Raw genomic sequence first — 23,723 nt, 5'->3', positions numbered from 1 at the left:
TTAAAACAACCAGAGACGACACCATGACCAAGCACACCAGCCAGTGCCTCGCGGCCCAGCCACGCCCACTGCTCACCTCCATCGCCATCGCGGTCCTGACGCTGACGGGCGCCGCGCAGGTCCACGCCCAGGACAACATGACCCGCGTCGAGGTCACCGGCTCCAGCATCAAGCGCCTGGCCAGCGAGGCGGCGCTGCCGGTATCGACCATCAAGGCCGAGGAATTCGCCGAGCGCGGCATGACCACGCTGGCCGACGTGATGATGGCGCTGCCGCAATCGGCCTCGCTGGCGCCGTCCAACGCCGGCTCGGGCACCAACATCAACCTGCGCGGCCTGGGCGTGAACCGCACCCTGGTGCTGCTGAACGGCCGCCGCCTGGCCAACGAGGCGATCTCGGACGGCTACGCCAACCTGGACGTGATCCCGATGAGCGCCCTGTCGCGTGTCGAGATCCTGCGCGACGGCGCCTCCTCCATCTACGGCTCGGACGCCATCGGCGGCGTGGTCAACTTCATCACCAAGCGCGACGTGCAGGGCGGCTCCGTCACCGCCCAGTACATCGAACCGGAGCGCAAGGGCGGCGGCGACGAGCAGCGCGTGTCCGTCACCTACGGCCTGGGCAGCCTGGCCACCGACGGCTGGAACGTGTACGCCACCATCGACGCGCACCGCCGCAGCCGCCTGAACGCGCGCGACCGCGCCGACCTGAGTTCCGCCGAACTGCTGACCAGCATCGGCCGCTCGCCCACCCTGGGCAGCGGCGGCAACGCCACCCCGGCCAACTTCACCACCGCGGCCAACCGCACCGCCCGCAACCCCTACTTCGCCACCGGCTGCCAGGCGCCCTACTCCATCGTCGGCGGCGGCACCAGCTGCATCCTGAACAACAACGAATACGGCACCGCGCTGCACGCCAACGAGCGCGTGACCTTCTACGCGCGCGGCACCAAGCGCTTCAACGACGACCACACGCTGACCATCGACTACGTGCGCGGCCAGGCCTCGATCTTCGCGGCCCGCAATCCCACCAACGCGGTGGCCGTCAACGGCGTGACCGCCAGCCTGCCGTCCACCAGCAAGTGGTACCCCGGCGCCAGCGGCGGCGTGCCCGCCATGACGGGCCTGAACAACGCCCCGCTCACCGTGACCTGGGCCGTGGCCGACTACGGCGCGGCCGTGCAGAAGGACACGCAGGTCAACCAGCGCCTGGCCGTCAGCGACGAGAACCGCTTCGGCGAGTGGGACGTGCGCACCGGCCTGGTGCTCGGCGTGAGCGAGCGCGAAAACCACTACCAGAACGGCTTCTTCCGCGGCCAGGGCCTGCTGGACGGCCTGAAGTCCGGCGCGCTCAATCCCTTCGGCCTGCAGGACCAGGCCGGCCTGGACTACCTGAAATCGGTGTCCGTGGACGGCCAGAAGAACCGCGACTCCAAGAGCACCTTCACCGGCGTGGACATCAGCGCCAGCCGCGAATTGATGCAGCTGTCCGGCGGCCCGATGACCGTCGCCATCGGCGGCGACCTGCACCGCGACACCACGCGCGACGACAAGCTGGCGATCCAGAACGAGGTCACCTACCTGAACTCGACCGCCTCGCACGGCGAGGGCGCGCGCAACGTGGTGGCCGCCCACGTCGAGCTGGACATGCCGCTGACCAAGACGCTGAACGTGAACTTCGCCGCCCGCGACGACTACTTCAGCGACTTCGGCAACACCGTCAACCCCAAGGTCAGCTTCCGCTGGGAGCCGACCAAGAGCATGATGTTCCGCGGCTCGGCCAACACCGGCTTCCGCGCGCCGACCCTGTTCGACGCCTACGGCTACCGCCTGCCCGGCGCCACCGGCCGCACCTCCGCGCGCTGGGACGACCCGGTGCTGTGCCCCGGCGGCACGCCCGGCGCGGCCGGCACCGGCAAGGCGCTGCCCGGCTATGTGGCCTCCGAGGTCTGCAACGTCACGCTGCCGGTGCAGGTGGGCTCCAACGCCGACCTGAAACCGGAGAAGTCGCGCGGCTGGACCCTGGGCGCCGTGTTCGAGCCGATGAAGTCCCTGACCGTGTCGGCCGACTACTGGAACGTGCGCATGACCGACATGCTGGCCAACCTGCCGCAGCAGGTGTACTTCCTGTACCCGGACAAATACGCGCACCTGGTGGTGCGCAACGCCGACCGCACCATCAACTACATCCGCAACGTGACCATGAACCTGGGCGGCCAGAAGGCCGCCGGCGTCGACATCTCGGCCACCTACGCCTTCCCGCGCAACGTGGCCGGCGACTTCAAAGTGCAGCTGGACGGCACCTACCTGACGCAGTTCGACAACCAGCTGGAGGCGGACAGCCCCTTCGTGTCCAACGTCGGCCGCTTCGGCCTGGCCAGCAACGGCACCACCAGCAGCTTCCCCATCATCACCTACCGCTGGAAGCACACGTTGAAACTGTCCTGGGCCAAGGGCGACTGGTCGGCGCAGGCGACGCAGAACTACAACTCCTCGTACGAGGACCAGAACCTGGTGGCGCAGCAGTACTGGCGCGACATCGAGGCCTACAAGGTGTGGAACCTGACCGCGACCTACAAGGGCATCAAGAACGTGCAGATCGTGGCCGGCGTGACCAACCTGTTCGACAAGAACCCGCCGGTGACCAACCACAGCGGCTATTCCTTCGGCTACCTGAGCAGCGCGGCCAGCCCGGTGGGACGTGCCTACAATCTTCGCGCGACCTATAATTTCTGACGCACGGCGGCGGCGCGGCAGGCCGCGCCGCCGGCCGCGTCACCTTATCCATCGAAGAACGCACTTTCAAACAAGGACAACCATGAGACAACAACTCGCCGCCGCGGCGGCACTGGCGGCAACGGCGCTCGCGCTGCAAGCGGGCGTGGCCTCGGCGCAGAACGCCGCGCCGGCCGTCGAGAAAAAACCCGTCCGCTTCATCCTGGTGGGCGACTCCACCATGGCCAACAACAGCGGCTACGGCGACGCGCTGTGCGCGCGCATCTCGCGCGGCGACACCTGCATCAACCTGGCGCGCGGCGGCCGCAGCTCCGCCAGCTTCCGCGCCGAGGGCCGCTGGGACGAGGTGCAAGGCCTGCTGCGCGGCAGCGCCGCCTATCGCGCCACCTATGTGCTGATCCAGTTCGGCCACAACGACCAGCCGGGCAAGCCGGGCCGCTCCACCGACCTGGCCACCGAATTCCCCGTCAATATCGCGCGCTACGCGCAGGAAGTGAAGGCGCTGGGCGGCGTGCCCGTGCTGCTGACGCCACTGACCCGGCGCACCTTCAAGGATGGCGTGTTGGAGAACAACCTCCAGCCCTGGGCCGACGCGACCCGCAAGGTCGCTGCGCAGGAAAAGGCGCCGCTGCTGGACCTGAACGCCGACAGCCACGCCGCCGTGCAAGCCATGGGCCAGGACGAGGCGGACACGCTGGCGATGGAGCCGCGTCCGGCCAACTACAAGGCGCCCGCCGTCCTCCCCGGCACGCCCGTCGCCGCGGGCGCCGCGATGGCGAACATCGAGCCCGCCGGCGCGGCCAAGACCAGCTTCGACCGCACCCACCTCGGCGCCAAGGGCGCGGCGCTGTTCGCGCGCATGGTGGAGCGGGAACTGAAGGCGGCCATTCCCGAGATCGCCGGCGAGTTCAAGCCGGAGGGCCAGCAATGACCGCGCGGCGATTCCGCCGCGGCGCGGCGGGCGCCCGTCAGCCGAACCGCGGCACGGACGGAATCGCCGCCTTCGCCAAGGTCGCCAACTTCGGTGCCTTCGCCGCCCTCGCCAGTCTCGCCGGTCTCGCCGCATCGCCCGGCGCGGCCGCGCAACCTGCCGCGCCGGCAGCCGCGCATTCGCCGGCTCAACCGGCTGCGCTACCGGCGGCTCAACCTGCAGTGCTACCGGCGACTCAACCGGCCGCGACGATCCGCGACGCCGGCACCGGCGCGGGCCCCAGCGCCAGCACCGGCACCGCCCGCCCGCAACTGAGCGCGGCCGACGCGAAGCGCTACGACTACAAGGAAGTGCTGAAGTACGTCGGCCCGACTGGCGCCGAGCGGGTCGACCCGTGGGACCCGCTGGCGGACCCGCTGGCCAAAGGCGCGCGTTTCAAACCCGCCTACACCGTGGACGCGGGCGCGAAGGCCGACGGCGTCGCCACGTTCAACACGGTGCAGGCGGCGGTCAGCCGCGCGGTCGCCGACAGCCAAGGCGGCGATGCCGCCGTGGCCCGGCCGCGCATCCACATCCTGGTCAAGCCGGGCGTGTACAAGGAGCTGGTCTACATCCCGGCCGAGGCCGCGCCGATCACGCTGTACGGCGAAGGCGCCAGCGCCGCCGACACGACAATCACGGCCCGCCTGGACGCCGCCGTCAGCGGCGCCAGCTACACGGCGCAATACGGCCCGCAGTTCGCCTCGGCCCACCCGGCCGTGCAAGCCATGCACGCGCTGGTGAAGGACCGTCCCAACATCAGCACCGGCGGCTCGATGACGGTGTGGGTGCGGAACAACGGCTTCCAGGCCCGCAACATCACCTTCGAGAACGGCTACAACAAGGACACCGGCAACGCGCGCGAGGAATGCGGCGAACGCCCCTGCGGCCGCGCCGACATCAATCCCCAGAAAGGCGTGGTCCACCACCAGGCCGTTGCGCTGCTGGTCGAGGGCGCGGACAAGGTGCAGTTCGAGGACATCCGCCTGATCGGCTTCCAGGACACGCTGTACCTCAAATCCGCCGAGGCGCGTCACACCGTGCGCAGCTTCTTCAACAAATCCTATATCGAGGGCGACGTCGACTTCATCTTCGGCGACACCACGGCTTTCTTCCGCCAGAGCGAGATCAAATCGCTGGGCGACCGCAGCACGTCCTACGTGGGCGCGGCCAACACCAACCACAAGACCAGATACGGCCTGGTGTTCGACCAGTGCCGCTTCACCAGCGACGGCAAGCCCAACGCGCTGGCGGGACAGTTTTACCTGGCGCGCCAATGGTTCCACAACCAGCGCTGCACGCCCTACGGCAAGGTGCCGCTGGAAGGCTATTCCTGCACGCTGGGCGAGACCAGCGTGTTCAAGGCGCCGGCCGGCACCATCACGCCCACGGTGCTGGAGACGGTGGGCAAGATGGCCGTTCTCAATTCGCGCATCGGACCGCACATCAACCGGGAACGCCCCTGGTCCGACTGGAACCGAAACGGCACGCTGAACTACCGTCCCGCGCAATTCAACTCGGACGATTACTGGACCAACCTGAAGGCGGCCGGCATCGATCCCGTCCTGCACCTGGGCTACACCGGCCAACCGCGACCGGCGGAGCCATTCCTGACCGAATACAACAACACACACGACTGAGGAAGACAGCATGAGCATCAACATCAACCAGCGGCGCCGCAACCTGATGAAGGCCGCCTCGGCGGCAGGCGCGGCCCTCGCGGGCGGCGTGCCCGCCGCCGCGCAGGCGGCGAGCGAGCCCGATCCGTGGGAGCGCGCGGCGGAAATCGTCAAGCGCCTGTCCAAGCCGCTCAACTTCCGCAAGGAGGACTTCCCGGTCACCAAATACGGCGCGGCGCCATGCAAGCTGCGCAAGGTGAAGGGCTGGATCTCGTTCGAGGACGAGAAGTTGCTGGACACGCCCGTCCTGGGCGCGAAAGACTGCTACTCCGCCTTCGCGGCGGCCATCGCGGCCTGCCACAAGGCCGGCGGCGGCCGCGTGGTCATCCCGGCCGGCGACTGGTACTGCGCCGGTCCCATCGTGCTGCTGTCGAACGTGCACGTGCACCTGAAAAAAGGCGCGCACATCTACTTCAGCAACAACCCGGGCGACTACGCCAAATACGGCGACTTCGATTGCGGCAAGAACGGCAAGCTGGTGATCACGCGCTGGCAATCCAACGACTGCCTCAATTTCGCCTCCATGGTCTACGCCTACGGCCAGGACAACATCGCCTTCACCGGCGAGGACTGGACCAGCGTCATCAACGGCCAAGGCGGCCTGCCCTTCGAGGGCGGCAACGACTGCTGGTGGACCTGGAAGGGCAAGCAGCGCACGATGAACTCCATCGCCCAGGGCAGCACGCCGAACTACGTGGCGGGCAAACCGGCGGGCAATGCGGAAAACGCGCTCAATCCGAAATCCATGATCGAGGTGGCGCCGAACCTGACGGAAGAGGAACGCCTGCTGATCCAGGGAGAAGGCGGCAAATGGCGCGCGGACGAGCACTACCTGCCGGCGCTGTCCGAGGCGGGCGTGCCGCTGGCGCGCCGCGTGTTCGGCCTGGGCCACTACCTGCGTCCCTCGATGGTGCACATCATCGGCTGCACCAACGTGCTGCTGCAGGGCTACCAGGTGACGCACACGCCGTTCTGGCAGCACCACCCGGTGCACTGCCGCAACCTGGTGATCCGCAACGTGTTCTGCAACAGCCTGGGACCGAACAGCGACGGCTTCGACCCCGAGGCCTGCGACCACGTGCTGGTCGAGGGCTGCACCTTCGACAGCGGCGACGACTGCATCGCCATCAAGGCCGGCAAGAACCAGGACACGCACTTCGGCCCCTCGCAAAACATCGTCATCCAGAAGTGCGTCATGCAGAGCGGCCACGGCGCCGTCACGCTGGGCAGCGAGATGGCCGGCGGCATCCAGAACGTGTACGCGCAGGACCTGGTGTTCGAGAACATCAACTGGGCCACCAATCCGCTCAACACCGCGATCCGCCTGAAGACCAATTTGAACCGCGGCGGCTACCTGCGCAATTTCTACGTGCGCAACGTCAGCATCCCGAACGGCGTGCAGACCAGCCCCTCGTTCTACGCCTCGCTGCCCGGATCGCCGATCCAGTCGCGCACCGTGGCCACGGCGGCCGGCGCGGTGGTGACCTTCGACTGCGACTACGCGCCCATCGCCGACAGCGTGCGCACCCGCCCGCCCATCGTCACCAATGTGCAGATCTCGAACGTGAAGGTGGGGAACGTGAAGACCAAGGACGGCAAGCCGGCGTCCTGCTTCCAGGCGATCGTGATACTGGGGCCGGTGGCCTCGGACTACAACGGTCCGCAACCCATGCCGGTCGTGGTGCCGGTGACCGACGTGACCATCACCGACTGCGACTTCGGCACCCCGGTCAACGACAAGGCGCCATGGTGGCTGTACAACGTGAAGGGATTGAAGCTGAAGAACGTGACCATCGGCGGCACGGTGCACAACACCACGCTGTCGGCCTAAGTCCGTAGGAAAGGCCGCCGCGGCTATTGGCGCCGCGGCGGCCCGCCCGCCCTATTGGGCCAGGTTGGTGCGCGCGCCGGCGGTGGCGATCGCCTTGGCTTTCACGTCCGATGCCGGGATCGCCGTATAGGCGTAGCCGGTGGGGCCATAGGCCTTGGTGGTGGCCCAGTCGGTGGCGTTCACCGAGTCGCCCGTGGCGTCCCAGGTGATGCCCGCGCCGACGTGGTTGTCGCGCAGGTCCCAGTAGCCGATCCTGCTGCTGTCGCGCGAAGTGACGGGGTTCTTCACGTTTTCGAAGTAGTTCGCCTCGATCAGCGAGATGCCATCCATGCGCACGTTGATACCGGACGAGAGCACGTTGTTGAAGTAGTTATTGAAAATGTGGCTCTGGCCAAAGCGCTGCAACGGCAGGCGCGACTTGACGTTCTCGAAACGGTTGTTGTGGTAGGTGGTGCGCGCCCCCGCGTTCAGGGTGTCGCTGTCGCTATAGCCGTTCAGCGACACCTTCTGGTAGTTGTAGACGTGGTTGTACGAAATGGTGACGTGGTGCGCGCCCTTCTTCATGTCGATGCCGCCGTCGAAGGAGGCGTCGCCGGCGCCGGGGCAATTGGTGAGCGAGGCGAAGATCGTGTTGTGGTCGATCCAGATATTGCTGGGTTTGCCCGACGACATGCCTTCGATCGAGATCGAATCGGCCGCCTCGCCGCCCTGCAACAAGCCTATCGTCATGTTCTGCACGATGATGTTGTTGGCGTTGCCGGCGATGTGGATGCCGAAGTTCGCGGTCGAGTCGCCCGCGCCCTTGATCGTGATATTGCTCTTGTTCTTCACCTCCAGCGTCTGGGCCGGCTTTTGCCATTGGGCGCAAACGTCGGTGATGGTGGCGTAATCGAACTTGCCGGTGTAGTTGAGCACCAGGCCGCTGGTGCCGTTGTAGGCGTTGATCTTCGCCTGCATGTCGGCCAGCGTGGCGACGTTGACGGGGGTGGCGCCGCCGCCGCCCGTGGTGGCGGCGCCGTAGCCGATCGGCCCGGCCACGGCGCAAGTGGCGGCTGCCAGCGCGGCCGCGGCGAATAGTGTTTTCAGATGCGTTACCTTCATTCGTCCATCTCCTATGTGATTGTTATTACCTTGATGGGAAGACTGTGAACTGCGAATCCAGGATGCGCTTTATTCAACATTGCTGTCAATGGTCAGGCCAAAATACAACACTTGGACTGACCAATATTACAAATACATATTTTTGGCCTGACCAGTTTACGGTATGGACAAAAAAAAAGCGGCCCCTGAGGGCCGCCGTGGCGTGGTTCGCAAAGCCGTTCAGCCGTTGAAGCGGACCTCGGCCACACCCTGCACGCCGGGCCGCAGCGTCACCACCGCCCCGCCCCAGTCCGCGTCCTCCGGCTTGCCGGACGGGATGGACGTGACCAGCAGCGTGCGCAGGTCGTCGCCGCCGAAAGCGCACATGGCGGGCTTCAGCATCGGCACGTCCACCCGGCGGTCCAGCCTGCCCTCGGGCGTGAAGCGCAGCAGGCAGCCGGCGTCGTTGGCGCAGATCCAGTAGCAGCCGTCGGCGTCCACCGCGGCGCCGTCGGGACGGCCCACGTGCTGGTTCAGGTCCGCGAACAGGCGGCGGTTGGACGGCACGCCCGTTTCGGCGTCGTAATCGAAGGCCCACACCAGCCGGCGCTGCGGATGCGAATCGGACAGGTACATGACCCGGCTGTCCGGCGAGAACGCGAGGCCGTTCTGCGTCAACAGTTCGGACACCACCGGCGCCGAAATGCCGGCGCCGGCTTCGTAGCGGAACAAGCGCCCTACGGCGCGCGCCGCCGCCATGTCCATGAACATGGTGCCGGCCCAGAAGCGACCCTGGCGGTCGCAGCGTCCGTCGTTGAAGCGCAGGCCGGGGCCCAGCCCTTCGGCGCCGGACAGGCGCGTCTCCCCGGCTTGTCGCGCGTCGCCCAGCTCCAGGCTGAACAAGCCGCTTTCCATACCGGCGATCAGGCCGCCGCTCGCCTTGGGCGCGACGCAGGCCACCATCTCGGACGTGTCCCAATGGCGCAGCGCGCCGCTGGAACCGTCCATGCGCCACACGCGCCTGGCGGGGATGTCCACCCAGTACCAGGCCGCGTCGACCGCGTCCCAGACCGGGCTTTCCCCCACGCCGCAAACGAGGTCGCCTACGCGTTCCATACCAGGTCGCCGTCTTCCACGCGTGGAATCGCCAGCGGGTTGCCGTCGGCGATGGCGACCGGCATCAGCTCGGCCGGCACGTCCTGATAGCACACCGGACGCAGGAAGCGGTCGATGGCGGACGCGCCCACGGAGGTGCTGCGGCTGTCGGAGGTGGACGGGAACGGGCCGCCGTGCACCATCGCGTGCGACACTTCCACGCCGGTCGGGAAGCCGTTGAACAGCACGCGGCCGGCCTTGCGCTCCAGCACCGGCAGCAGCTTGCCGGCGATGCCGATGTCGGCGCCGGTGGCGTGCACGGTGGCGGTCAGCTGGCCTTCCAGGTGCCTGGCCACGCTCAGCATCTCGTCGTTGTCGCGGCAGCGGATCAGCAGCGAGCAGGGGCCGAAGATTTCGCCCTCCAGTTCCGGATTGGCCAGGAAGGCCTCGGCGCTCACCTCGTACAGCGAGGCGACCGCGCCGCACGGCATGCCGGCGGTCTGGCCCTCGGCCAGCTTCTTGATGCCTGCGATGCCGGCCAGCTTGTCCACGCCGGACACGTAGGCCTGGTGGATGCCGGGGGTCAGCATGGTCTGCTGCGGTTTCGCTTGCAGCGCGGCGACCGCGCTGTCGACGAACTGCTGCAGCGACGGGCTGTCCACGGAGATCAGCAGGCCCGGGTTGGTGCAGAATTGGCCCGCGCCCATGGTCAGCGAATCGGCGAAGGCTTGCGGCAGCTTGGCGTTTTCCAGCGCGCCCGGCAGCAGGAACACGGGGTTGATGCTGGCCATCTCGGCGTACACCGGGATGGGTTCATGGCGCGCGAAGGCGGTGCGCATCAGCGCCAGGCCGCCCTGGCGGGAGCCGGTGAAGCCGACCGCCTTGATGGCCGGGTGCGACACCAGGTTCTGGCCCATGGTCTGGCCGGAACCGATCACCATCGAGAACACGCCTTCCGGCATGTCGCACTCGATGGCCGCTTTCTGCACGGCCTTGGCCACCAGCTCGGAGGTGCCCAGGTGGGCCGAGTGGGCCTTCACCACCACCGGGCAGCCGGCGGCCAGCGCGGAGGCGGTGTCGCCGCCGGCCACGGAGAACGCCAGCGGGAAATTGCTGGCGCCGAACACGGCCACAGGACCCAGGCCGATCTTGCGCAGGCGGATGTCGGCGCGCGGCGGCGCGCGGTCCGGCAGCTTGGAATCCAGCGTCGCGGACAGGAAGCGGCCGTCGCGCACCACCTTGGCGAACAGGCGCAGCTGGTTGCAGGTGCGTCCGCGCTCGCCTTCCAGGCGGGCTTGCGGCAGGCCGGATTCCCGCATCGCGCGCTCGATCAGCGCCGGGCCGATGTCCATGATGCGGTCGGCGATGGTTTCCAGGAAGCGGGCGCGCTGCTCCAATCCGGTTTCACGATAACGGTCGAAGGCCTCGTCGGCCAGTGCGCAGGCGCGCTGCAGTTCCGCGTCGCCGCCCAGCCCGAACGCCGGTTCGATCTGCTCGTTGCGGGAAGGGTCGATCGCCTTGACGGAACCGTTCTCGCCCTTGACCGCCGTACGGCCGATGATCATTTCACCAGAAATTTGCATTGTTTCGCTCCTAAAAATGTAAAAAGGGGCTTGCGCCCCTTGGGTTCTATTACTGTGCGCCTTGTTTCTTGATCAGCGCGTCCAGCATCGCGCATTCTTCCTCGGTCAGGTCGGTCAGCGGCGCGCGGACCGGGCCCGCGTCATGGCCCACCAGGCGGGCACCGGCCTTCACGATCGACACCGCGTAGCCGCCCTTGCGGTTGCGGATCTCCAGGTACGGCAGGAAGAACTCGTCCAGCATCTTGTTCTGCGCGGCGTGGTCGTCGTTGGCGATGGCGTGGTAGAAGTCCATGGCCAGTTTCGGCATGAAGTTGAACACCGCCGAAGAATACACCGGAACGCCCAGCGCCTTGTAGGCCGCCGCGTAAACTTCCGCGGTCGGCAGGCCGCCCAGGTAGCTGAAGCGGTCGCCCATGCGGCGCCAAATCTGCATCATCAGTTCGATGTCGCCCAGGCCGTCCTTGAAGCCGATCAGGTTGGGGCAGCGGTCGGCCAGCTTTTCCAGCGAGTCCGCGTTCAGGCGGCACACGTTGCGGTTGTAGACCACCACGCCGAAGTCCACGGAGGCGCACACCTCTTCCACGTGGCGCATCAGGCCGTCCTGGTTCGATTCGGTCAGGTAGTGCGGCAGCAGCAGCACGCCCTGCGCGCCCAGGCGCTCGGCTTCCTGCGCGTATTCGATCGCCACGCGGGTCGCGCCGCCGGCGCCGGCCAGGATCGGCACCTTGCCCTTGCAGGTGTCGACGGCGGTCTTGACGACGTCGGTGTATTCCTTGGTGGTCAGCGAGAAGAACTCGCCGGTGCCGCCGGCGGCGAACAGCGCGCTGGCGCCGTACGGGGCCAGCCATTCCAGACGCTCGGCGTAGGTGTCCTTGCGGAAGTTGCCCTGCGCGTCGAAGTCGGTGACCGGGAAGGACAGCAGGCCGGACGAAAGGATGGTTTTGAGGTCATTAGGTTGCATGTCTTCTCCAGATTTAGGAATGTAAGCGGCACCGCGCCGACTTGTTGTATGACATCGTACAACTAGATGCGAAACCACGCAAGCGTTTTGAGCGGTTTGTGTCCGCCGCGCCCTTTTTAGCCGCCGCGCCTAGAGCTAGAGGCCGCTCAAAATGCGCAGGGCAAGGCGCGGCGACGAAGACAGTGCACCCGCACGGCGAGGAGCCGCAACGCAGCCATGCGCATTTTGAGCGGCCTCTTAGGCGGCGCCGTCGGTGGCAATGTCCTCCTGGGCCTTGCGCAGCCGCTCGCGGCTGTGGCTCAGGTGGGTGCGCATGGCGGCGCGGGCGCCCTCCGGGTCCTGGCGCGCGATGGCGTTGTAGATGTCCTCGTGCTCGCGGTTCACGCGCTCGATGTACTGGGCGGGTTCGTCGTGCGCCAGCTGCGCCGAGTTGACGCGGGCGCGCGGGATGATGTGGGTGCCCAGGTCGGTCAGGATGTCGGTGAAATAGCGGTTGCCGGTCGATTGCGCGATCAGCAGGTGGAACTGCACGTCCGCCTCCACCGAGCCGCCCTCGCGGATGCGGCGCAGCGCGTCGGCCAGCGCCAGCAGCTGCTGATCGGAGCGGCGCGAGGCCGCCAGGAAGGCCGCCTCGGTCTCCAGGCTGATGCGCAGCTCCAGGATGGACAGCACGTCGCCGATGGTGCGGATGGTGTCGGCCGAGATGCGCAGCGCCTGCGGTTTCGGCTCCAGCACGAAGGTGCCGATGCCGTGCTTGGTCTCGACCAGTCCGGCCGCCTGCAGGTGCGAGATCGCCTCGCGCACCACGGTGCGGCTGACGCCGTGCATGTCCATGATGACCGATTCGGTCGGCAGCTTGTCGCCCGGCTTCAACTGGCCGCCCTGGATGCTCGCGGTGATGCTCTCCACCACCCCCTGCGCGAGGTTGCGATGGCGCTTTTTCGGGGCCTGGAACGGAGCGACGGCGGCGGATTCAGTCATGGGGTGAGCGATTGGACGGAGGATGTCGGGATTATAGCAGCCCGGTTGTACGATGTCCTACATAGCCGGCAGTGAGCCCTACCCGCCGACTCTGCGCCGCAATCTTAGCGCGGGCCTCTCGACCAAAAGGTAGAGCATGGTCCCCGCCGCCAGCGCCGCGAGGTTGAAGGCTAGAAAACCCAGCAACGGAGAACCGTCCAGATACGCGCCCAGATGCTGTTGGACCTGGTGGTAGGCCATCTTGTGGATCAGGTAGAGGCTGAACGCCATGCCGGCGATGGCGCGGACGCCCGGGATGGACACGCGGCCCGGCCAAGTGGCGGGACTGGCCGCAGCGACCAGCACCAGCGCCAGGCCCGCCGACAGCAGCGGATAGCCGATCACGGCGCCGGCGAAGCCGAAGATGTCCCTGAATATCCACCCCGCCGCGAAGACCATCGCCAGTCCCGGCGCGAGGAACAGCCATCCGCGCGCCATGGCCCACGCCCACCAGGCCGGACGGAAGGCGCGGATCGCCGCCAGCGTCACGCCGGCCAGCAGGCCGTCCAGCCGCGTATACGTCGGGTAGTAAATCGACTCGATATAGCGCTGGAACATATTGCCCTCCCCGCTGTGCACGTCCAGCACCGGCGCGACCTGGTGCCGCCACAGCCAGGCGCGCAGCGCCATGCCGCCCGCCAGCACCAGGAGGATGACGCACACCGTCTTCCAGGCGCGCGGCCTGCGCGCCAGCAACCACACCAGCGGCGGCAGCAGCAGGTAGAAGTGCTCCTCCACACAGAGCGACCAGGCGTGGGAAAACGCCAGGTTCGGCCCGTAGCTGGCGAACAGGTTCCAGCCGAAGGTCAGGAACATCCACAAGGGCTGCATGCCCTCGCGCTCCCGCAGCGCCGGCAGCAGGACGTACAGCCCCAGCACAGCGAGATACGGCGGCAGGATGCGGAACGCCCTGCGCAGGAAGAACCGGCCCCAGCGCGGCACCTCGCCGCCGGCGTAAGGCCGCAACAACTGCCATCCGATCAAATAGCCGCTGAGCACAAAGAACAGGTCCACGCCCATCCAGCCGTACCCGACAAACGCCGCCAGCCGGCCGCCGTAGTTCTCGTAGTGGTAGAGCATGACCCAGATGATGGCGATGGCGCGCAGCAGGTCGAGGCCCGGCGCGCGGCTTGCGCTGATGTTGGAAACCAAACTTGAACCATGGCCTGTGAGGGAAACCCGTGATGGTTGCACATTGCTTCGCTCCTGTCATCCCCGGCGTGCCTGGATTGCAATTCGAAAGCGGGCCCGGCGCACGCACTCCGGCGATTCCAGCAAGCACAAATCATTCGAGGAAATATCACCAATTGTCACGGCGCCCACAAACCATGCAGCCGAGCCACACTCCCCATCTTTGGCTTTATCCGCGTCATGTTTCCATGTTTAATGGACAACGACGGCATCGCGGCCCGGCCTCCCGCGCCAGGGCGGCAAGCGTCGCGAAAACAGCCGCCGACGGCATTGCGCAGCCATTGCCGATGAGAAGGGGGATGGGATGCCGGGAGCCACACAGGACAGCACCAGCGGCGGCGCCATGCGGCCACGGCCGCGCAACGCCGCGCCGTATCGCATCGCATTGGGCCTGTTGTGCGCGCTGGCTCCGGCGGCGGTCCGCGCGCAGGAGGCGGCCCAGTCCAACGAATATTTCCAGATGTCGCTGGAGGAGCTGGGCGACTTCCGCGTCACCTCGGTGTCGAAAAAGGAGGAGCGGCTGGCCGACGCCGCCGCTTCGGTCTATGTGATCACCGGCGACGCGATACGGCGCTCCGGCGCGCGCAGCCTGCCCGAGGCGCTGCGGCTGGCGCCCAACCTGCAGGTGGCGCGCATCGACGCCCAGCGCTACGCCATCAGCGCGCGCGGTTTCAATTCCAGCACCGCCAACAAGCTGCTGGTGATGATCGATGGCCGCACCGTGTACACGCCGCTGTACTCGGGCGTGTTCTGGGACGCGCAGGCGACCATGCTGGCCGATATCGACCGCATCGAGGTGGTGAGCGGTCCGGGCGGCACCATCTGGGGCACCAACGCCGTCAACGGCGTCATCAACATCATCACCCGCGACGCCGCCAAGTCCGGCGGGGCGCTCGCGCAGGCCGGATTTGGCGGCGACAACAGCGGCGTGGCCGCGCGCCACGGCGGCGCGCTGGGCGACGGCCACTACCGCCTCTACGCCAGCGCCGACCGCTGGCGGCACACCGAATCCGTGAACGGCGACGCCGTGCCGGACGCCTGGCGCCGCCAGCAGGCGGGGTTCCGCGCCGACTGGCACGGCGCGCGCGGCGACGTCAGCCTGCTGGGCGATCTCTACCGCGGCACGGAAAGCCAGGCGGGACCGGGCAAGACCACGATTTCGGGCGCCAGCCTGCTGCTGCGCTGGGACCACCCGCTGGATGGCGGCGCGCGCCTGGGCATGCAAACCTATCTGGACCACACCGGACGCGACGTGCCGGGCGCCTACGGCGAATCGCTCACCACGGCGGACGCGGAGCTGCGCTACACGATGACCGGCGCGGGCGGCGTCGAAACCATCCTCGGCGGCGGCTACCGGCTCGCCAGCGACCACGTGCGCAATTCCCCCCTGCTGGCCTTCCTGCCCGCGCGGCGCAAGCTGCACTGGGCCAACCTGTACGCGCAACAGCAGCGCGAGCTGGCGCGGGGCCTGAGGCTGATCGGCGGCGTGCGGCTGGAATCGAACGACCACACCGGGCTGGAATGGCTGCCCAGCGTGAAACTGGCGTGGAAATCGAACGCCGGGCACACGCTGTGGGCCACCCTGGCGCGCGTGGTGCGGGCCCCGTCCCGCCTCGACACCGACCTGTACTCGCCGGCCCAGCCGCCGTTCGCGCTCGCCGGCGGCCCCGGTTTCAAGTCCGAGCTGGCCAACAAGGCCGAGCTGGGATGGCGCGGCATGGCGCATGCCTCGCTGTCCTATTCGGCCACGCTGTTCCACAGCCGCTACCACCGGCTGCGCAGCGTGGCCCTGGGCGCCAACGGCGCCATCGTCTTCGACAACCAGATCGCGGCCGCCGCCAGCGGGCTGGAGGCGTGGGGCAGCTACCAGCCGGCGCCCGGCTGGACGCTGGACGCCGGCCTGCTGTTGCAGCGCCAGCGCCTGCGGGGACCGGTGGCGGTGGCGCCGCCCGGCAACGATCCGCGCCACCAGTTCAGCGTCGCCTCGAAATGGAATCTCGGCGCCGCGCTGGAACTGGATGTGGCGGCGCGCCGCGTGGGCGCGCTGGCCACGCCGGCGGTGCCGGCCTACACGGCGGTGGACGCCAGCGTCGGCTGGCGCCTGTCGCCGGCGCTGGACTTGCGCCTGAGCGCGGCCGACCTGTTCCACCGCCGCGGCCACGTCGAGTTCCGCGAGAACGGCCTGGTCCCGGCGCCGGCGGTGCGCATCCAGCGCACGCTGACGCTGGCGCTGACGGCGCGCTTCCCATGAACGCCGCGCGACGCCTGGCGTGGATGCTGGCCGCCATGCTGTGGGCCGCCGTCGCGCGCGCCGGCGACAACGCGCAGACCGACGCTGAAAACAAGATCAAGGCCACCTATGTCTATAAATTCGCCAGCTATGTCGATTGGCCGCCGGCCGAGACGGCCGCGGGCGGCGCGCCTTTCGTCATCGGCATCGTCGACGCCGACGGCCTGGCCGAGGAACTGAAAAAGCTCAGCGCCGTCCACCCGCTGAAAAACCGCCCGGTGCAGGTGCGGCTGCTGGCGGCCGGCGCGGTCCCGCCCGGCCTGCAACTGCTGTACATCGGCCAGGGCGCGGCGCGACGCGCGCGCGGCCTGCTCGACAACGTGGCCGCGCAGCCGGTGCTGACGGTGACCGAGTCGGCCGGCCTGCTGGCGGCCGGCAGCGTCATCAACCTGGTGCTGGTGGACGAGCGCATCCGCTTCGAAGTATCGCTGCCGCAAGCCGAGGCGCGCCGCCTGAAGATCAGCTCGCGCCTGCTGGACGTGGCCTACCGGATAGAGGGGAAACTACCATGAGACGGCTATTGCATGTGCGTTCCATCAGCAAGAAACTGTTGCTGCTGGTGCTGGTGGCCAACCTGTGCACCTTGCTGACGGCGGGCGCCGCCCTGCTCTACCACGACTTCCAGGAGGCCCGCGCCAAGACCGCCGCCGAACTGACCGCGCTGGCCAATCTGCTGGGCCAAGGCAGCATCACCGCGCTGGAATTCTCCGACCCCAAGGTGGCCAGGGAAAACCTGGCCCACCTGCGGGCCGCGCCCAACATCGCCTCGGCCGCCATCTACACCGGCCAGGGCGCGCTGTTCGCCAGCTACGCGCGCGACCCGGCGCAGGCGCGCCTGCTGCCATCCCGGCCGTCGGCCGAGGGCGTGCGCTTCGACGGCGCGGAGCTGAGCATCTTCAAGCCGATCGCCAACGCCGAGGAAACGCTGGGCGTGGTGTTCGTCAAGGAGAAGCACGACCTGTCCGGCTGGCTGCGCGACTACCTGGTCATCCTGGGCGCCGTGCTGCTGGCCAGCCTGGCGTTCGGGCTGGCCATCTCGTCGTGGCTGCAGCGCTGGGTCTCCGGGCCGGTGCTGGCGGTCGGCCAGGTGGCGCGCGAGGTCATGGAGCGGCACGACTACCAGCTGCGCGCGCCCAAGACCACGGAGGACGAGGTGGGCCAGCTGGCCGACGCCTTCAACGGCATGCTGCAGACGCTGGAGCATGAGATGGCCGAGCGCGGCGCCGCCGAACTGGCCGTGCGCACCCTCAACGCGGACCTGGAGCGGCGCGTGCACGCGCGCACCGCCGAACTGGAGGTGGTCAACGACAACCTGCTGGCGCGCACGGCGGAGGCGGAAAGCGCCAACCGCGCCAAGGCCGACTTCCTGGCCAACATGAGCCACGAGATCCGCACCCCGATGAACGGCATACTGGGCCTGGCCTATCTGCTGGACCGGCGCCCGCTGGACGCCGAGGCGGCCGAGATGGTGCGCAAGATCCGCAACGCCGGCCGCTCCCTGCAGGCGATCATCAACGACATCCTGGACTTTTCCAAGATCGAGGCGGGCCGCCTGGAAATCGAACACACGCCCTTCCGCCTGCTCGACATCTGCGACAACCTGGCCGCCATCATGGCCGCCAACGCCGGCGACAAGGAGATCGAACTGGCGATCGCGCCGCCGCCCCACATCGGCGGCCATGTGCTGGGCGACGCGCTGCGCCTGGAGCAGGTGCTGATCAACCTGACCGGCAACGCCATCAAGTTCACCGAGCGCGGCGGCGTGAGTGTCGGCATGACCCTGCTGTCGCAGGACGAGCGCGTGGCCACCATCCGTTTCGCCGTCAGCGACACCGGCATCGGCATCCCGCTCGACAAGCAGGCCCATATCTTCTCCGCCTTTTCGCAGGCCGACGCCTCGACCACCCGGCGCTTCGGCGGCACCGGCCTGGGTTTGACGATCTGCCGCCACCTGGTGGAGAAGATGGGCGGGGAAATCGGCGTGATCAGCTCCCCCGGCAAGGGCAGCGAGTTCTGGTTCACCGTGCCGCTGGCCTGGGTGCGCGGCGTGGAATACGCGCCGCCCGAGCTGGCCCACCTCGACATCCTGATCGCCGACGACAGCGAGATCGCGCGCGACAACCTGCAGCAGACGGCGCGCTCGGTGGGCTGGAGCGCCACCATGGTCGACAGCGGCGAGGCGGCCATGCAAAAGGTGATGGCCAGGCGCGCGCGCCAGGCGCGCTACGACGTGATGCTGGTGGACTGGAAAATGCCGGGCATGGACGGCCTGGAACTGGCCACGCGCCTGCGCGACACGCTGCGCGGGGAAAGCACGCCCATCGTGCTGATGGTGACCGCCTTTTCCCAGGACGAGTTGCGCCGGCAGGCGCACGCCGACTGCGTCGACGGCGTGCTGAGCAAGCCGGTCACCAGTTCCGCGCTGTACAACGGCGTGGCCAGCGCGCTGCAGCGCCGCCAAGGGCCGATCGCCGCGCCCGAGCCGGCGGCGGCCGACGGCCAGCGCCTGCCGGGACTGCGCGTGCTGGTGGTCGACGACAGCGACATCAACCGCGAGGTGGCGCGCCGCATCCTCGAGGGCGAGGGCGCGCTGGTGGAGCTGGCCAACGACGGCGCGTCCGCGCTGGCGTGGCTGTGCGCCCGGCCGGGGGCGGTCGACATCGTGCTGATGGACGTGCAGATGCCGGAAATGGATGGCTACGAGGCGACCCGCCGCCTGCGCGCCACGCCGGCCTGCCGCGGCCTGCCGGTGATCGCGCTCACCGCCGGCGCCTTCAAGAACCAGCAGGACGCGGCGCGCGCGGCCGGCATGGACGCCTTCGTCGCCAAGCCCTTCAACGTGGACGAGCTGATCGCCGCCATCCTGCGCCTGGCCCGGTGTCCGGCGCCGGCCGCCGCGCCGGCGGCGACGGCAGCCCCGGCGCCGCCGGCCGGCGCCCACGATTTGCCCGGGCTGGCGGTGCGGCAGGGCATGGCGACCTGGCGCGACGCCGGGGCCTACCGCAAGTTCCTGCGCAAGTTCGTGGCCGACTATGGCGCCAGCGGCCCGCGGCTCGAGGCGTGCTACGCGCACGGCGACGGCGCCGGCGCGCGCGCGCTGACGCACAAGCTCAAAGGCGGCGCGGCCAGCCTGGCGCTGAACGGGGTGGCGCGCGCGGCGGGCGAGCTGGAAGCGGCCGACCACACCGGCGGCGACGTCGGCGCCGCGCTGCGCGCGCTGCGGGACGCGCTGGACACGGCGTGCGCCTCGATCGCCGCCTATGCCGGCGGCGAGGCCGCCGCCGCGCCGCCGCCGGCGGCGGGGAACGCCGACGCCGCCGCACTGGTGCGCGATCTGCTGATCGCGCTCGACACCGACGCCCCCGATAGCGCCATCGGCCTGCTGGACCGGCTGGCGCCCCTGCTCCCGGCCGGCGTCGTCGCGGAGATCAGGGGCCGGGTCGACGACTTCGATTTCCGCGGCGCCGAGGCGCTGACGCTGGGGCTGATCACCGAACTGGGTCTTGAATTGGAGGAGTAACCATGTTGCCGGGACCGATATTGATCGTCGATGACGAGCCGAGCAATCTCGCCGTGCTCAAACAAATCCTGGGCGACAGCTACACGCTGGCCTTCGCCCGCAACGGCGCCGACGGCCTGGCCGCCGCGCGCAAGCACCTGCCCATCCTGGTCCTGCTCGACGTGCAAATGCCGGACATGGACGGCTACGCCGTGTGCCGCCAGTTGAAAAGCGATCCCCTGACCGAGAACACGCCCGTCATCTTCGTCTCCTCGATGGGCGAAGTGGGCGACGAGGCGGCCGGTTTCGCCTGCGGCGCGGTCGACTACCTGACCAAGCCGGTGTCGCCGGCCATCGTGCACGCGCGGGTGCGCAACCAGCTGTCGCTGGTGCGCGCGGCCACCCTCGAGCACTACGTGCGGCAACTGGAGCTGGAACAGGCCAAGACCGCGCGCCTGAGCCGCATCCACGCCGTGCTGAGCGGCACCAACAGCGCCATCGTGCGCATCCGCCAGCCGCAGGCGCTGCTGCAGGAGGCCTGCCGCATCGCGGTGGCGCACGGCGGCTTCGGCCTGGCCTGGATCGGCCTGGCCGGCCCCGACGGCGGCATCGCCCAGTGGGCCAGCGATGGCGCGGGCGGCGCGCCGCCGGGCGCGCAGGGGCCGGCGGCGGACGTGATCGGGCACATCCTGGCCGGCGGCGGGACCGCCCTGTGCGACGACGCGCACGGCGCCGTCGCCTTCGGCCAGGGTTGCGCCGACGCGCGCGCGCGCGGCTTCCAGTCGCTGCTGGGCTTGCCCTTGCACGCGCCGCGCGGCGTCATCGGCGCCATGCTGCTGTACGCGCGCGCCTCCGGCAGCTTCGACGCGGAGGAACAGAAACTGCTGGGCGAACTGGCGGGCGACATCTCGTTCGCGCTGGAGGCCATCGCCAACGAGCAGCGCGCCAATTTCCTGTCGTATTACGACGCCCTGACCGGCCTGCCGAACATGGAACTGTTCCTCGACCGGCTGGCGCAGATCGAGCAGAGCGCGCTGCACGGCGGCGGCGGCGCCTTCGTCATCGCGCTCAACCTGGAGCGCTTCAAGCAGGTCAACGACACCGTGGGCCGCCATGGCGGCGACCAGGTGCTGCGCGTGGTCGCCAAGCGCCTGACCGAGGACCTGGGCCGGCCATGCACCGTGGCGCGGGTGGGCGCCGACAATTTCGCGCTGGCCGGCGAGCGCCGGCTGGACGAGAATGTCAGCGCGCTGTGCGCCGCCCTGATCAAGCTGGTCGGCGAACCGATCGAGCTGGAGGGCGGCACCGTGCAGTTGTCGGCGCGCCTCGGCGTGGCGGTCTATCCGGCCGACGCCAGCGACGCCGAATCGCTGTTCAAGAACGCCGAGGCGGCGCTCAAGCAGACCAAGGCGGTGCTGGCGCGCTTCCAGTACTATTCGCAGGAGCTCAACACCCGGCTGGCCGAGAAGGTCGATCTCGAGCGCCTGCTGAAGGAGGCCGTCGACGCCGGCCAGTTCGCCATGCATTACCAGCCCAAGGTGGATTTGTGCACCGGCCAGATCGCCGGGGCCGAGGCGCTGATACGCTGGCAGCATCCGCAACTGGGCATGGTGGCGCCCGACCGCTTCATCCCCCTGGCCGAGGAGACCGGCCTGATCGTGCCGATCGGCGACTGGGTGATACGCGCCGTCTGCGCCCAGCTGGCGCGATGGCGGGACGACGGCCAGCGCATCGTGCCGGTGGCGCTGAACCTGTCGGCCCTGCAGTTCCGCGAAGGCAATGTGCTGCAAACCATCGCCGCCTCCCTGAAGGAGCACGGGCTCGACCCGCGCTGGCTGGAGGTGGAGTTGACCGAGACGCTGGTGATGTACGATCCGCAGGCGGCCCAGCAAACCATGCGCAACTTCGGCGACCTGGGGCTGCGCATCTCGCTGGACGATTTCGGCACCGGCTATTCCTCGCTGGCCTACCTGAAGCGCTTCCCGTTCCAATACGTGAAAATCGACCGCGCCTTCGTCACCGACATCACGCAAAACCCGGACGACGCCGCCATCGCCACCGCCATCATCGCGATGGCGCACAGCCTGCGCATGGGCGTGATCGCGGAAGGGGTGGAAACCGAGGCGCAAATGCAGTTCCTGCGCTCCAGGCGATGCGACTACCTGCAGGGCTTTTACTTCAGCAGGCCGGTGCCGGCCGCCGAATTCAACGCCATGGTGCAGGAGGGCAGGCAGCTGGCGCCGGCGGACGCGGCCGCCACCGCCGTGCGCACGCTGCTGGTGGTGGACGACGACGAGGCCTTCCTGTCCTGCATACGGCGGGCGCTGCGCGGGGAGGGCTACCGCATCCTGTGCGCCGCCTCCGCGCACCAGGCGATGGACTTGCTGGCGATGGAGCCGGTGCAGGTGATCCTGTGCGACCAGCTGGTGCAAAAACGCGACCGGAAATCGGTGCTGGCGACCGTCGCCCGCATGTATCCGGAAACCATGCGTATCGTGCTGAGCGGCTATACGGAGCTGCAATCGGTGCTGGACGCGGTCAACCGCGGCGAGATCTACCGCTTCCTCACCAAGCCCTGGGACGAGGACATCCTCAAGCAAACCATCCGCGAGGCCTTCCTGCGCCACCGCCCCGCGCCGGCGCGCGAATAGCGGCCCGGCGGCCGCTATGGCTCGCCGGACTCGCGGCCGGCGCCGTCGCCGTTGATCTTCACCCCGCGCCGCGCCAGCCCCTCGCGCAGCAGGAACTCGATCTCGGCGTTCACGCTGCGCAGGTCGCGCGCAGCCAGGCGCTGCAACGCCTCCCACAGCGCCGGGTCGATCCGCAGCGGATACGCCTTCTTGCCAGGACTCGCCATGCCGTTCCGCCGCTAGTTGTAGAGCGTGCCCGCGTTGATGATCGGTTGCGTCTCCTTGTCGGAGCACAGCACCACCAGCAGATTGCTGACCATCGCGGCCTTGCGCTCGGCGTCCAGTTCGACGATGTCGCGCTCGGCCAGCCCCTTCAGCGCGGCCTCCACCATGCTCACGGCGCCGTGCACGATCTTGGCGCGGGCGCTGATGATGGCCTCGGCCTGCTGGCGGCGCAGCATCACCTGCGCGATCTCCGGCGCGTAGGCCAGATGCGTCAGCTTGGCGTCCAGCGTTTCCACGCCGGCCGCCTCGAAGCGCGCCTGCAGTTCCAGCCGCAGCGCCTCGGCCACCACGCCCATGCCGGCGCGCAGCGTGGTTTCGCCGTCGGCCAGGTCCTCGCCCTCGTCGTACGCGTACTGCGAGGCCAGGTGGCGCAGCGCGGCCTCGGCCTGCACGGCGACATAGCGCTCGAAGTCGTCCACCTCGAACAGGGCCTGGGCCGTGTCGCGCACGCGCCAGACCACGGCGGCGCTGATCTCCACCGGGTTGCCGCGCTTGTCGTTGACCTTCAGCGTGGGCGCGTTGAAATTGCGGGCGCGCACCGACAGCTTGCGCTTGATGTAGAGCGGGAAGGCCCAGCGCAGGCCCTCGCTGCGGTCGGTGCCGATGTACTTGCCGAACAGCGTGAGGATGGCGCTCTCGTTCGGCTGCAGCATGTACAGGCCGGCCAAGCTCAACAAGCCGGCCAGGCCGGCCAGGCCGCAAACGGCCGGATGCATGCCGCCCCGCAGCGCCAGCCCCGCCAGGACGACCAGCGCGACGCCGCCGGCCGCCGCCAGGTAGCCGTTGGTGCTCGAAAACGCCGTTTCGCGACGGATGTGCTCTGGCTTCATGCTGGACTCCCTTCCGGTTGTGACATCAAAGTGATATCACTCTA

Annotated in this window: 16 protein-coding genes; 8 read left to right on the top strand and 8 right to left on the bottom strand. The window is 68.6% G+C overall.

Annotated elements, in window-relative coordinates; all coding sequences use genetic code 11:
* The first annotated feature begins 23 nt into the window (after positions 1–23).
* The 4 genes from BM436_RS01115 to BM436_RS01100 all read left to right on the top strand — a co-directional run bounded on the left by BM436_RS01115 (position 24) and on the right by BM436_RS01100 (position 7,215).
* Positions 24–2,735, top strand: coding sequence for a TonB-dependent receptor (locus tag BM436_RS01115; protein ID WP_093552587.1), 2,712 nt, complete (start codon positions 24–26; stop codon positions 2,733–2,735).
* Positions 2,736–2,817: 82 nt separating this feature from the next.
* Positions 2,818–3,666, top strand: coding sequence for a rhamnogalacturonan acetylesterase (locus BM436_RS01110; protein ID WP_093552585.1), 849 nt, complete (start codon positions 2,818–2,820; stop codon positions 3,664–3,666).
* Positions 3,663–5,345, top strand: coding sequence for a pectinesterase family protein (locus tag BM436_RS01105; RefSeq protein WP_093552583.1), 1,683 nt, complete (start codon positions 3,663–3,665; stop codon positions 5,343–5,345). The genes BM436_RS01110 and BM436_RS01105 overlap by 4 nt, the downstream gene beginning before the upstream one ends.
* A gap of 10 nt (positions 5,346–5,355) precedes the next feature.
* Positions 5,356–7,215, top strand: a complete 1,860-nt coding sequence (locus tag BM436_RS01100) for a glycoside hydrolase family 28 protein (RefSeq protein ID WP_093552581.1) — start codon at positions 5,356–5,358, stop codon at positions 7,213–7,215.
* A gap of 51 nt (positions 7,216–7,266) precedes the next feature.
* On the opposite strand, the gene BM436_RS01095 is transcribed toward BM436_RS01100, so the two are convergent.
* From BM436_RS01095 to BM436_RS01070, 6 genes are all read right to left on the bottom strand, one after another.
* A complete protein-coding gene (locus BM436_RS01095) occupies positions 7,267–8,316 on the bottom strand; it encodes a pectate lyase family protein (RefSeq protein ID WP_093552579.1) in 1,050 nt (349 codons plus the stop codon).
* A 219-nt stretch (positions 8,317–8,535) separates the two neighbouring features.
* Positions 8,536–9,411 carry an SMP-30/gluconolactonase/LRE family protein gene (locus tag BM436_RS01090; protein WP_093552577.1) on the bottom strand — a complete coding sequence of 292 codons (876 nt, stop codon included), beginning with the start codon at positions 9,409–9,411 and terminating at the stop codon, positions 8,536–8,538.
* Positions 9,399–10,973 (bottom strand): aldehyde dehydrogenase (NADP(+)), encoded by a 1,575-nt coding sequence (locus BM436_RS01085; RefSeq protein WP_093552575.1) that lies wholly within the window; start codon positions 10,971–10,973, stop codon positions 9,399–9,401. Before BM436_RS01085 ends, BM436_RS01090 begins: the two co-directional genes overlap by 13 nt.
* A gap of 49 nt (positions 10,974–11,022) precedes the next feature.
* Positions 11,023–11,934 carry a 5-dehydro-4-deoxyglucarate dehydratase gene (gene kdgD / locus BM436_RS01080; protein WP_093552573.1) on the bottom strand — a complete coding sequence of 304 codons (912 nt, stop codon included), beginning with the start codon at positions 11,932–11,934 and terminating at the stop codon, positions 11,023–11,025.
* 237 nt (positions 11,935–12,171) lie between these two features.
* On the bottom strand, positions 12,172–12,915 hold the full coding sequence (locus BM436_RS01075) for a FadR/GntR family transcriptional regulator (protein WP_093552571.1): 744 nt from the start codon (positions 12,913–12,915) through the stop codon (positions 12,172–12,174).
* A gap of 78 nt (positions 12,916–12,993) precedes the next feature.
* Positions 12,994–14,106, bottom strand: coding sequence for an acyltransferase family protein (locus BM436_RS01070; protein ID WP_218164794.1), 1,113 nt, complete (start codon positions 14,104–14,106; stop codon positions 12,994–12,996).
* 343 nt (positions 14,107–14,449) lie between these two features.
* On the opposite strand from BM436_RS01070, the gene BM436_RS01065 reads away from it, so the two are divergent.
* Genes BM436_RS01065 through BM436_RS01050 form a run of 4 tightly spaced genes read left to right on the top strand, consistent with a single transcriptional unit; the run spans position 14,450 to position 22,585 of the window.
* Positions 14,450–16,396: a TOL_0244 family TonB-dependent receptor gene (locus BM436_RS01065; RefSeq protein WP_093552569.1), complete on the top strand. Its 1,947-nt coding sequence runs from the start codon at positions 14,450–14,452 to the stop codon at positions 16,394–16,396.
* Positions 16,393–16,947, top strand: coding sequence for a TOL_0243 family YfiR-like periplasmic protein (locus BM436_RS36890; RefSeq protein WP_177306872.1), 555 nt, complete (start codon positions 16,393–16,395; stop codon positions 16,945–16,947). Before BM436_RS01065 ends, BM436_RS36890 begins: the two co-directional genes overlap by 4 nt.
* Positions 16,944–19,955, top strand: a complete 3,012-nt coding sequence (locus BM436_RS01055) for a sensor histidine kinase, YfiR-like protein-associated (protein WP_093552567.1) — start codon at positions 16,944–16,946, stop codon at positions 19,953–19,955. The genes BM436_RS36890 and BM436_RS01055 overlap by 4 nt, the downstream gene beginning before the upstream one ends.
* A 2-nt stretch (positions 19,956–19,957) precedes the next feature.
* A complete protein-coding gene (locus BM436_RS01050; protein ID WP_093552565.1) occupies positions 19,958–22,585 on the top strand; it encodes an EAL domain-containing protein in 2,628 nt (875 codons plus the stop codon).
* Between the two features lie 14 nt (positions 22,586–22,599).
* On the opposite strand, the gene BM436_RS01045 is transcribed toward BM436_RS01050, so the two are convergent.
* Both BM436_RS01045 and BM436_RS01040 read right to left on the bottom strand, forming a co-directional pair.
* The gene (locus BM436_RS01045) at positions 22,600–22,791 is read right to left on the bottom strand and encodes a type II toxin-antitoxin system antitoxin (RefSeq protein WP_093552563.1); all 192 of its coding nucleotides are present in this window, start codon (positions 22,789–22,791) and stop codon (positions 22,600–22,602) included.
* Positions 22,792–22,803: 12 nt separating this feature from the next.
* Positions 22,804–23,679, bottom strand: coding sequence for an SPFH domain-containing protein (locus BM436_RS01040; RefSeq protein WP_093552561.1), 876 nt, complete (start codon positions 23,677–23,679; stop codon positions 22,804–22,806).
* Positions 23,680–23,723: the final 44 nt, after the last annotated feature.

This window comes from Pseudoduganella namucuonensis, assembly GCF_900116645.1.
Lineage (GTDB): Bacteria > Pseudomonadota > Gammaproteobacteria > Burkholderiales > Burkholderiaceae_D > Rugamonas > Rugamonas namucuonensis.
This window is presented reverse-complemented; position numbering and strand designations above follow the sequence as displayed.

What these genes read in the sequence shown, in the direction of transcription:
- BM436_RS01110 (WP_093552585.1), top strand. Translation starts at nt 2,818, where the DNA reads ATGAGACAACAACTCGCCGCCGCGGCGGCACTGGCGGCAACGGCGCTC.
- BM436_RS01075 (WP_093552571.1), bottom strand. Translation starts at nt 12,915, where the DNA reads ATGACTGAATCCGCCGCCGTCGCTCCGTTCCAGGCCCCGAAAAAGCGC.
- BM436_RS01045 (WP_093552563.1), bottom strand. Translation starts at nt 22,791, where the DNA reads ATGGCGAGTCCTGGCAAGAAGGCGTATCCGCTGCGGATCGACCCGGCG.
- BM436_RS01040 (WP_093552561.1), bottom strand. Translation starts at nt 23,679, where the DNA reads ATGAAGCCAGAGCACATCCGTCGCGAAACGGCGTTTTCGAGCACCAAC.
- kdgD (WP_093552573.1), bottom strand. Translation starts at nt 11,934, where the DNA reads ATGCAACCTAATGACCTCAAAACCATCCTTTCGTCCGGCCTGCTGTCC.
- BM436_RS01050 (WP_093552565.1), top strand. Translation starts at nt 19,958, where the DNA reads ATGTTGCCGGGACCGATATTGATCGTCGATGACGAGCCGAGCAATCTC.
- BM436_RS01085 (WP_093552575.1), bottom strand. Translation starts at nt 10,973, where the DNA reads ATGCAAATTTCTGGTGAAATGATCATCGGCCGTACGGCGGTCAAGGGC.
- BM436_RS01095 (WP_093552579.1), bottom strand. Translation starts at nt 8,316, where the DNA reads ATGAAGGTAACGCATCTGAAAACACTATTCGCCGCGGCCGCGCTGGCA.
- BM436_RS01100 (WP_093552581.1), top strand. Translation starts at nt 5,356, where the DNA reads ATGAGCATCAACATCAACCAGCGGCGCCGCAACCTGATGAAGGCCGCC.
- BM436_RS01115 (WP_093552587.1), top strand. Translation starts at nt 24, where the DNA reads ATGACCAAGCACACCAGCCAGTGCCTCGCGGCCCAGCCACGCCCACTG.
- BM436_RS01055 (WP_093552567.1), top strand. Translation starts at nt 16,944, where the DNA reads ATGAGACGGCTATTGCATGTGCGTTCCATCAGCAAGAAACTGTTGCTG.
- BM436_RS01105 (WP_093552583.1), top strand. Translation starts at nt 3,663, where the DNA reads ATGACCGCGCGGCGATTCCGCCGCGGCGCGGCGGGCGCCCGTCAGCCG.
- BM436_RS01065 (WP_093552569.1), top strand. Translation starts at nt 14,450, where the DNA reads ATGCCGGGAGCCACACAGGACAGCACCAGCGGCGGCGCCATGCGGCCA.
- BM436_RS01090 (WP_093552577.1), bottom strand. Translation starts at nt 9,411, where the DNA reads ATGGAACGCGTAGGCGACCTCGTTTGCGGCGTGGGGGAAAGCCCGGTC.
- BM436_RS36890 (WP_177306872.1), top strand. Translation starts at nt 16,393, where the DNA reads ATGAACGCCGCGCGACGCCTGGCGTGGATGCTGGCCGCCATGCTGTGG.